The following is a 7,113-nucleotide window of genomic DNA, read 5'->3' on the forward strand; positions in this document are numbered from 1 at the left end:
TGTTATCTGTTATTTTATATTTATAGTAAACTCCAAGCCCTAATTCACCAACCTCCTGAAGCCCCGCCTCCATCAGATGAACCACCGTCTCCAGAAAATCCGCCATCTGCAGAGCCACTACTATAATTTGAATAAGCATGATACGAATCTCCACTATATTTTTTCGTCCCCTTAAAATCATTACTATAAAAATACCCTGTAGAAGCTGGCGCTAGTATTTGTGAAGAACTTTGAGAAACAAACATTGTTAAATCACGGATGAGATATGATGCATCTGAATAAATTCTATGATTGTTATTTTGAAGTTTTAATAGATACTTAGCTACTAGTTCTTCTGGATTTTTCTCTAAAACAGTGTTTCTGACACCTTCCAGACAATTCAAATTGATTGAAATCCTCGTAAAGTAAGGAATCATATAGTCAAGGTCTAAAGTTGCTTGTTCATCGTATCTATAGGCCCATGCAATCTCCAGTCTACTTACCTTTTCCTCAATTTTATTTAGTAAAGTTAAAGACTTCTCATTCTTTGAAATAAAATCCATGATCTCAACGACAGTATATCGAGGTTTAAAAGCAGTAATTTTTTGATATATAGCTATTGATAAATAAACAAATCCGCTAATTACTAAAATGGTTATTGAAAATATTAAGAAAACACCTCCTGAATTTTCATTTGGTGAATAGTTGTAATCATTTGGATAATTTTCTTCTGAGTTCCCTAGTAACTCTTCATTCCTATTCCAACTTAATGTATTCTTCGCCAAATCCAATGTCCGATTGACCATTGAACTAACTGCCTCATCATAATCGAAAGCTCTAAAATCATCAGCAATGTCACTTCTATAAACTTGCTCTTTTATGGTTCCTTCATTTAAAAAAGAATTGCCGTTCCAACCTTTGCCTAACTGAGTACGGTATTTATGATCATTCACTGCAATAACAAGTAAAATTCCTAAATTATTTTTCTTATCACCAATTCCTTTGGAGTTAAAATAATCTTTAGAAAACTTTTCTATTGTTTTTCCTTCTAAGCTATCTATGATAAGTACCGCATATTGCGGTTTTACCATTTCTCCATTTATCGTGGCAGTTGTAAATTCATTTAATGCCAAATTAATATTTTCTTTTGTATTTATAGATAGAATATTCGCTTGGTCGTCCACAAAGTTCTGACTATCAGCATTCACTTTTATTATAGTTCCACATATCAAAATACAAACTATCATAACAAAAAGCAACGATTTCTTTTTCATAAATTACTCCTAGAATTACTTTATTTCAAAAATTTTACTATTGTATTGTATCATAATTTACAAACTAATCTTAATTCTATATTAACTCCAAATCTCTTTATTATCATAATAATTTTATAAATAATCTTCAAAATACATCATCATTTTTCTGATATAACTTATATTTATTCACTTATATGCTATAATTAAGCCGTAATGTCACCAAAATTGGAGTATATAAATTTATGAAAAAATTTTTTATTATCATCTTTGCTATTTTTTCTATTGGAATTTTAAGCAGTTGTAAAACTTCAAGTAAAGATAGTGTTAAAACTAATAGTAATCCTCATCAAGCTATTCAAGGAGAATGGATTTCGTATTCCGAAAGTAAAATCAATCTTCCGAAAACAACGAGTGCCGCAGATGCACATAAACTGCTAGATTTAACCGCATCTACCAGTGAAAAGATCAAGTTTGATAAGAAAAAAGTCATACTTGCTACTAATGAATACGACTATAAGCTAGGTCGACAAATTATTATTGGTTCATACAGTTATGATTATAAGTTAGAACATGGTCAGGATATTTTAAAATTTGATACGACGAGTTCAGATATTGGTGGAAATGTTTATTATCGAGTAGGAAGTAAGCTTGAAAAAGAAAAGACCAAAGAAATTAACGACAAAGAAGCCAAAGAGAAAAAATCAGTGACTCATTTGAATGAAGTTTGGAAAGCAAAAACAGACATCATTGAAAAATCACTCAAGGAAGCAATGATTGGAACATGGTCAGGCCACTTTAAGGCAGTAGCAACTACTGGGCAAGGTGTGGCTTGGGCGCCCGGAATGCAAACATTAACTTTTGATGGTGGAACTAATCTTTCATTTCACGCCTCTTCTGATTCTTTGACAAATTTTGACCAAAAAGTAATTCACAACGCTTATGCTTCTTATCAACCTAATGGAATTTTAGGATTAGAACATTCAGATCATATTCCAGTAGATTCTAAGAAACTTTTAAATATCATTAAAGACCTCACCGCCGAACAAATGTTTAGCCGTATCAAATATATTGCTTTTTCCTATGATGTAACAACTGATACTGGCACGATTTCTCAAAGCTTTTCCCCTTCCGAACTTTCATATAAGAACGGAAAGTTATCATTTGATACTGCCTTACTCATCACACAATGTGGTGATGAAGGAGTTCAAATTTCTGGAAATGTTTCTAAAACGGAGTAACAATTGAAAAATAAAATTATCGTAGTAGCTATACTAATAACAACTTTTTTCTCTCTTTCAGCATGTAGTAAACTAACAAAGTCAGAAAGTACACTAATAAAGGGTCAGTGGGAACTATTACAAGAACCCACACAAGTAACAAGTAATCTCAAATTATTAGATTTTCCCAATAAGAGTACTTCTATCGTTAATTTCACTAAAGAAAAAAATTATCATTTTAATGAAAAGAAACATGAATTAAGTTATCTCAACTCCTACAAATATCAAACATCTTTTGATATTTCGGGAAACATTTTGACACTAACCAATAAAAAGCAAAAGATGATCTACTATCGGAAAAATTCCGTTCAGTATAAAAAAGCAATAACTCCAATTAAAAATAATATGAATTCAGTTAATGAAGCATGGAAAGCTCAAAACCAATCTTTTTTGAAAAATTATGAAGAGGCTATTGCAGGAAACTGGTCGAATGCCAAAGGAAATGCCCAAGTTAATTTAAATCATGATTCTCCGGATCCTGATGCAACTCTAACCATCTCCACACCTAAATTTCTCTTCTTTGATATTTCCTTTACTGGAGGTGCTCGGGATAAAACGATGTCGGTCAACTTTAAAGACAAAAATATCTCTGATGCTGCAATAAAACTTTCATATTCAGATTTTGACACTCTTTTAGGTCTTGGATGGAGTGCCTCAGAAAATTTAAACGAAACAAAAGAAAAAATAAAAAAATTAAGTTTCAGAGATTTATTTATGGACTTGGAAGAAGTGACCTTAGCATATAGCATTCCCGACTCAACATTAAGTCAAGAGATTACTGTTTCTGCCTATAGAGCTACAGTTTCATCAAATATCACTCATTTTGATGAGTGCACTATCACAACAAGAGACAGCTCCACAGATCACGAATTTAAAGCTTATTTAACCCCCGTAGAAACCACAAATTAATATGAATCTATTTTCCCTGAAACTACTTCTAATCCCTATTCTAGTTTTATCACCACTTGCCTTATTGTTAATTGAAAAATTAACTAAAAAAAAATATATTACCGCTAAAAATATCTCTGAAGACGTAATTAAGGCTGATGAGATTGAAGCTCTTATTTTAGCTGTTCTTAGCTCATGGAATCAGTCAAAACTATATCAAAACAGTCAATTTTACAGTAAAAATTTACTAAAAAAACAGGACAAACATATTGTTCACAATGATATGTATGGAAAAAAAGAATCCATTTTTGATATTCAGATTGAAGGAATAAACAACCTACACCAATTCAAGAATAAAATTACTGTGGAAATTTCCCTTAAAGCGAAATATTCTCTATCTTTTGATGAAAATGATAGCCTTATGTACCTTGTCACCTCAAGGTCAATGTCCAGATATAATGAAATGCTAAAAGATCCCCTGCCTGATAGACAAACATATCAAAAAGACGTACAAAAGTGGGAATTTGTTATTGAAGAAAATCTCTTTAAAGTGAATAAATTCTCATCAAATCTGAAATAAAAAAAGCCCCCTTAAGAATGGCTCTTTTTATTTTAGAAAAGTGAAAGAACATCTGAATAGTGAGTAGCAATCATATAAAAACTCACAGCAGCTATTGACCAAGCCCAGACGATGTGCCCAAAAAATTCTGAAAAGTGTTCTGAAAAAGGTTGCTTCCAAGGTTGTGGTACCGTTCTAGTAATAGGCATTAACAGAATATGCCATAAAAACCAGATAATAATACCATAAAGAGCCCCCTCGCCTAAGCTTATACCACTCCATATTTGTGATAAGACAACAAAAATAAATGAAAAAACAATTGAAAAACTGAAATGAAGAATCAAGGCAAACCAATACACTTTTTGGTCTTTAGAATACAAAAAGTAAGCATGAGTAATTTTTTGGGGAAAGCCAATTTGTTGCATAAGTTTTTGAGGAGGGTTTGTTTCATCTCGCTCTTTTGTACGAGGAGGAAGAATGGCTTCCCAACCAATTTTTACCATTCCAGAAATTAGTCCAGAAACAATACCAATCCATAAGCAAGGCAATAAAATTCCCAAAAACCAATCCAACGATATATTTTTTACCATTTCAAAATCTCCTTATAATATATAAAATAAAAACTACTCTTATTTTATAAAAAATTTATTATAAAGTGTATTGAATTGTTTGCTCATTCTAAAGGAAAGATTTATTATCATTAAAGCGAAAGCCAACTTCCACGTTGACCTCTTTCAATAAATTGTTGCGACAACTGAAGATAAAACCTCACAACTTCACTAGATAATTCCTGTTTTCTAGCAAGAGGCGCTAGAGAATGTTGAAGATCATTGATTACCTTCGGAGTATAATTTCCCTTTTCTAAATTATTCTTACTCTGCACTAAAACTTCACGTTCTTTGCTATTCAATGTTTTACTAAGAATTAAATTATAAAGTTCTTCTAAGATTTCTGCTTCACTCGCTTTTTTGACCATTTGTTCACTCCTCTTACCTTTCAGATAGCTTATTTTATAATTTTCTGATAATATAGTCAATTTCTTCCGAATCTATTTTATTTATTTCTAAATCTTTAGTCAATACTCTCTCTAGTATTTTAGTCATTTTTAAATTAGAATAGATATATAAATAGATTTTGTGTCAAAAAAATCTATAATACTTTATCAAAAAATATTCATTAACCTCTAAATAAGAAAGATGATATCAATGGATCAAAAAACTAAAATTATAAATTTCACCGCTCGTACTTTTCGTGTTTTAGTAGCAGTTGTCTTTGGATATACCATTTATGATTTATTTTTCAGAGAGTTATTAACTCGTAAAATTCATATTTTTTTATATATTGTCACATGGCTAATTTTGTCCTATCTGATTATCCCCAATATCACAAAAATCATCACAAAAATTTATCTACCGGAATATTTTATTGGAAGGTCTAGAACTTCTGATGGTGTGTTAGGTGATTCGGTAAATTTATTAATTGACGGTTCAAAAGAAGATATAGAAGCTGCTTTTTTAAGAATGGGGTGGACAAAATCAGATAAAATTACTTTAAGGTCCTCTCTCAAAATTATAAAATCAAGCTTATTACATCAAAGCTATCCCACTGCACCCGTTAGCTCTCTCTTTTTATTTTCTAAAAAACAAGACCTCGCCTTTGAAAAAGAAATTGCTGGCAGTCCTAAACAAAGGCATCATATCAGATTATGGGAAACTCCACAGGATTATTACCTCCCTGGGGGAGTAAAGTCTGATTGGGTCTGTGCCGCTTCTTTAGATATTGGTATTAGATTTTCTTTATTTACAGGACAAATTACTCATCGTATTGATGAGAATATAGATGAAGAAAGAAATCTTATCGCAGATGAACTCATCGAGCATGGATTAGTTGAAGAAAGGAAGCTATATACTCATTTCACAAATCCTTATCGAAGTAGAAATGGTGGGGGAGATAAGATTTCTACAGATGGTTCTTTAGTTTATTTGAAACTTAAATGAATTTTTCTCATATATCATTACTTAACATAAAATAAAAGAAGAATCTAAATAAGATTCTTCTTTTATTTTATGCACTCTACTAGTTTTACAGCGACTAAATATTTTTTAAAATTATTAAAATTTCGCAAAATAATCAATATTTCCATTTTAAGAAACGTTTTAGTTGACTGACCGTCATCAATAAGCTACTCTAAAGATAATAATAACAAGAAGGAGTTAGCCCATATGAATAAGAAAACCCTTATCTCGTCACTACTAATCACCCTTGCTTTTCTATTTTTAAATGTACAAAAGGTCAGCGCAGCTATCGATTATAATCTTTTTAATTACAATTATCCGGTAAGTGCCTATTATCCTAAATCCTCAGATAAAGCCAATGTTATGGGCAGAATAATCAAAATAAATAATGTTAGAAATGATTATTCAGTTTCCATTCCAATGGATGTTTCTCAAAATTCAGAAGGAAAGCTCAACTATTTTGGGTTGACAACTTCTACAAATGCCTATTTTACACATGATTCTGGAAACTCAATCACTAATGCAGGTTCTCTCACTGGTCCAAATACTTTGGTTGGGCCCGGACTTCAAAATCCTGTCAAATTACCAATTCCCAGTAGCACGATAACTATTGATGGGCAAACTTACTATTTTAACTACTATGTTGTTCAGGTGGTCACAGAAAAAGTGATTAGTCCAATCAATGAGGTTCAAGGAAATAATTATGCTCTGCAACCTTTAGACACTTTACCAGCAAATGCCAACTTCGCTTGGGCATATTATTCTGATAGCCCTGGTGCTATCATTCATTATAAAACGGAAGATGGTACAGAATTATTAACTTCGCCAACTCTTATTGGTGAATCAGGGGATACTATTCCCTCAGAAGTAAGAGATTTCACGGGATATACTTTAGTATCTGTTCCCGAAGAAGATAGTTTTAAAAAAGCACAATTAACTAACTTGACCTATGTTTATAGGAAAAATACAGTAGCTGCTGCTACTGTAACCGTTAAATATATTGATACGCAAGGAAATTCTATTTCAGATTCTATCCCACTTTCAGGTAATGTCGACCAAGAATACACTACTGAACAAAAAATTATTTCGGGCTACACTTTTAAAGAAGTTCAAGGAAATAAAAGTGGACTATTTTCAAC

The 7,113-nt window shown here is 31.6% G+C and carries 8 protein-coding genes; 5 read left to right on the top strand and 3 right to left on the bottom strand.

The features are described from left to right. Positions 1-44 precede the first annotated feature (44 nt). On the bottom strand, positions 45-1,253 hold the full coding sequence (locus tag IAE51_RS10925) for a YgcG family protein (RefSeq protein ID WP_200095426.1): 1,209 nt from the start codon (positions 1,251-1,253) through the stop codon (positions 45-47). A gap of 224 nt (positions 1,254-1,477) precedes the next feature. Here IAE51_RS10925 and IAE51_RS10930 point away from each other — a divergent pair, with 224 nt between their 5' ends. Genes IAE51_RS10930 through IAE51_RS10940 form a run of 3 tightly spaced genes read left to right on the top strand, consistent with a single transcriptional unit; the run spans position 1,478 to position 3,980 of the window. Beyond that, the gene (locus IAE51_RS10930) at positions 1,478-2,473 is read left to right on the top strand and encodes a hypothetical protein (protein WP_200095428.1); all 996 of its coding nucleotides are present in this window, start codon (positions 1,478-1,480) and stop codon (positions 2,471-2,473) included. A 3-nt stretch (positions 2,474-2,476) separates the two neighbouring features. Beyond that, positions 2,477-3,421 carry a hypothetical protein gene (locus tag IAE51_RS10935; RefSeq protein WP_200095430.1) on the top strand — a complete coding sequence of 315 codons (945 nt, stop codon included), beginning with the start codon at positions 2,477-2,479 and terminating at the stop codon, positions 3,419-3,421. A gap of 1 nt (position 3,422) precedes the next feature. Beyond that, positions 3,423-3,980: a hypothetical protein gene (locus IAE51_RS10940; RefSeq protein WP_025016955.1), complete on the top strand. Its 558-nt coding sequence runs from the start codon at positions 3,423-3,425 to the stop codon at positions 3,978-3,980. A 32-nt stretch (positions 3,981-4,012) separates the two neighbouring features. On the opposite strand, the gene IAE51_RS10945 is transcribed toward IAE51_RS10940, so the two are convergent. Then, positions 4,013-4,549 carry a YagU family protein gene (locus IAE51_RS10945; RefSeq protein ID WP_012898278.1) on the bottom strand — a complete coding sequence of 179 codons (537 nt, stop codon included), beginning with the start codon at positions 4,547-4,549 and terminating at the stop codon, positions 4,013-4,015. A gap of 110 nt (positions 4,550-4,659) precedes the next feature. Continuing rightward, complete coding sequence (locus IAE51_RS10950) at positions 4,660-4,935, bottom strand: bacteriocin immunity protein (RefSeq protein WP_200095432.1); 276 nt, start codon at positions 4,933-4,935, stop codon at positions 4,660-4,662. 220 nt (positions 4,936-5,155) lie between these two features. Between IAE51_RS10950 and IAE51_RS10955 the strand changes: the two genes are divergently transcribed. Together IAE51_RS10955 and IAE51_RS10960 are read left to right on the top strand one after the other, a co-directional pair. Then, positions 5,156-5,956: an LssY C-terminal domain-containing protein gene (locus IAE51_RS10955; RefSeq protein ID WP_012898280.1), complete on the top strand. Its 801-nt coding sequence runs from the start codon at positions 5,156-5,158 to the stop codon at positions 5,954-5,956. Positions 5,957-6,181: 225 nt separating this feature from the next. Next, positions 6,182-7,113: MucBP domain-containing protein (locus tag IAE51_RS10960; RefSeq protein WP_200095434.1), on the top strand; the 932-nt coding region annotated here is incomplete at its 3' end.

It is taken from the genome of Lactococcus sp. S64 (assembly GCF_016516525.1).
Classification (GTDB): domain Bacteria; phylum Bacillota; class Bacilli; order Lactobacillales; family Streptococcaceae; genus Lactococcus; species Lactococcus lactis.